We start from the raw sequence: 423 nt of genomic DNA, 5'->3' as shown, positions 1-423 counted from the left end.
AGTCGCCCGTGGTCAACGGGTCGTAGTACTCGAAGTCGGCGAGCTTCTCCTCCGCCGTGAAGTGCTGGCCCTGCAGGAACAGGGCGAGCACGACGTCGGCCTGCTTGAGCACCTGGTAGCGGTAGATGACGAGCGGGTGGTAGTGCAGCAGGAGGGGCCGCTTGTTCGCCGGGGTATGCGCGAGGTCCCAGATCTCGCGCTCGAGGAAGTGCGAGTCCTGCGGGTGGATCCCGATGCTCTCGGCGTACGGGATCGACATGTGGTCGGCCGCGCGCACCCACTCCGCGGCCTCGTAGGCGCCGAGCCCGAGCCGGTCCACGAGGAGCGCGTAGTCCTCGGGGTGCTCGGCCTTCATGCGCTCGACGACGAACGCCGCCGCGCGCAGGTTGAACCGCGCCATGACGTTGGTGAAGAGGTTGTCGT

At 67.6% G+C, this 423-nt stretch carries 1 pseudogene; it reads right to left on the bottom strand.

The features are described from left to right. Positions 1–423 (bottom strand): annotated as a pseudogene (locus G3I78_RS49040) (family 65 glycosyl hydrolase); the annotation flags it as partial.

The sequence above is a fragment of the Streptomyces sp. SID13726 genome, assembly GCF_010548375.1.
Taxonomy (GTDB): Bacteria; Actinomycetota; Actinomycetes; order Streptomycetales; family Streptomycetaceae; genus Streptomyces.
Note: the sequence above shows the minus strand (reverse complement) of the source record. Positions and strands in the feature narration are given on the sequence as shown.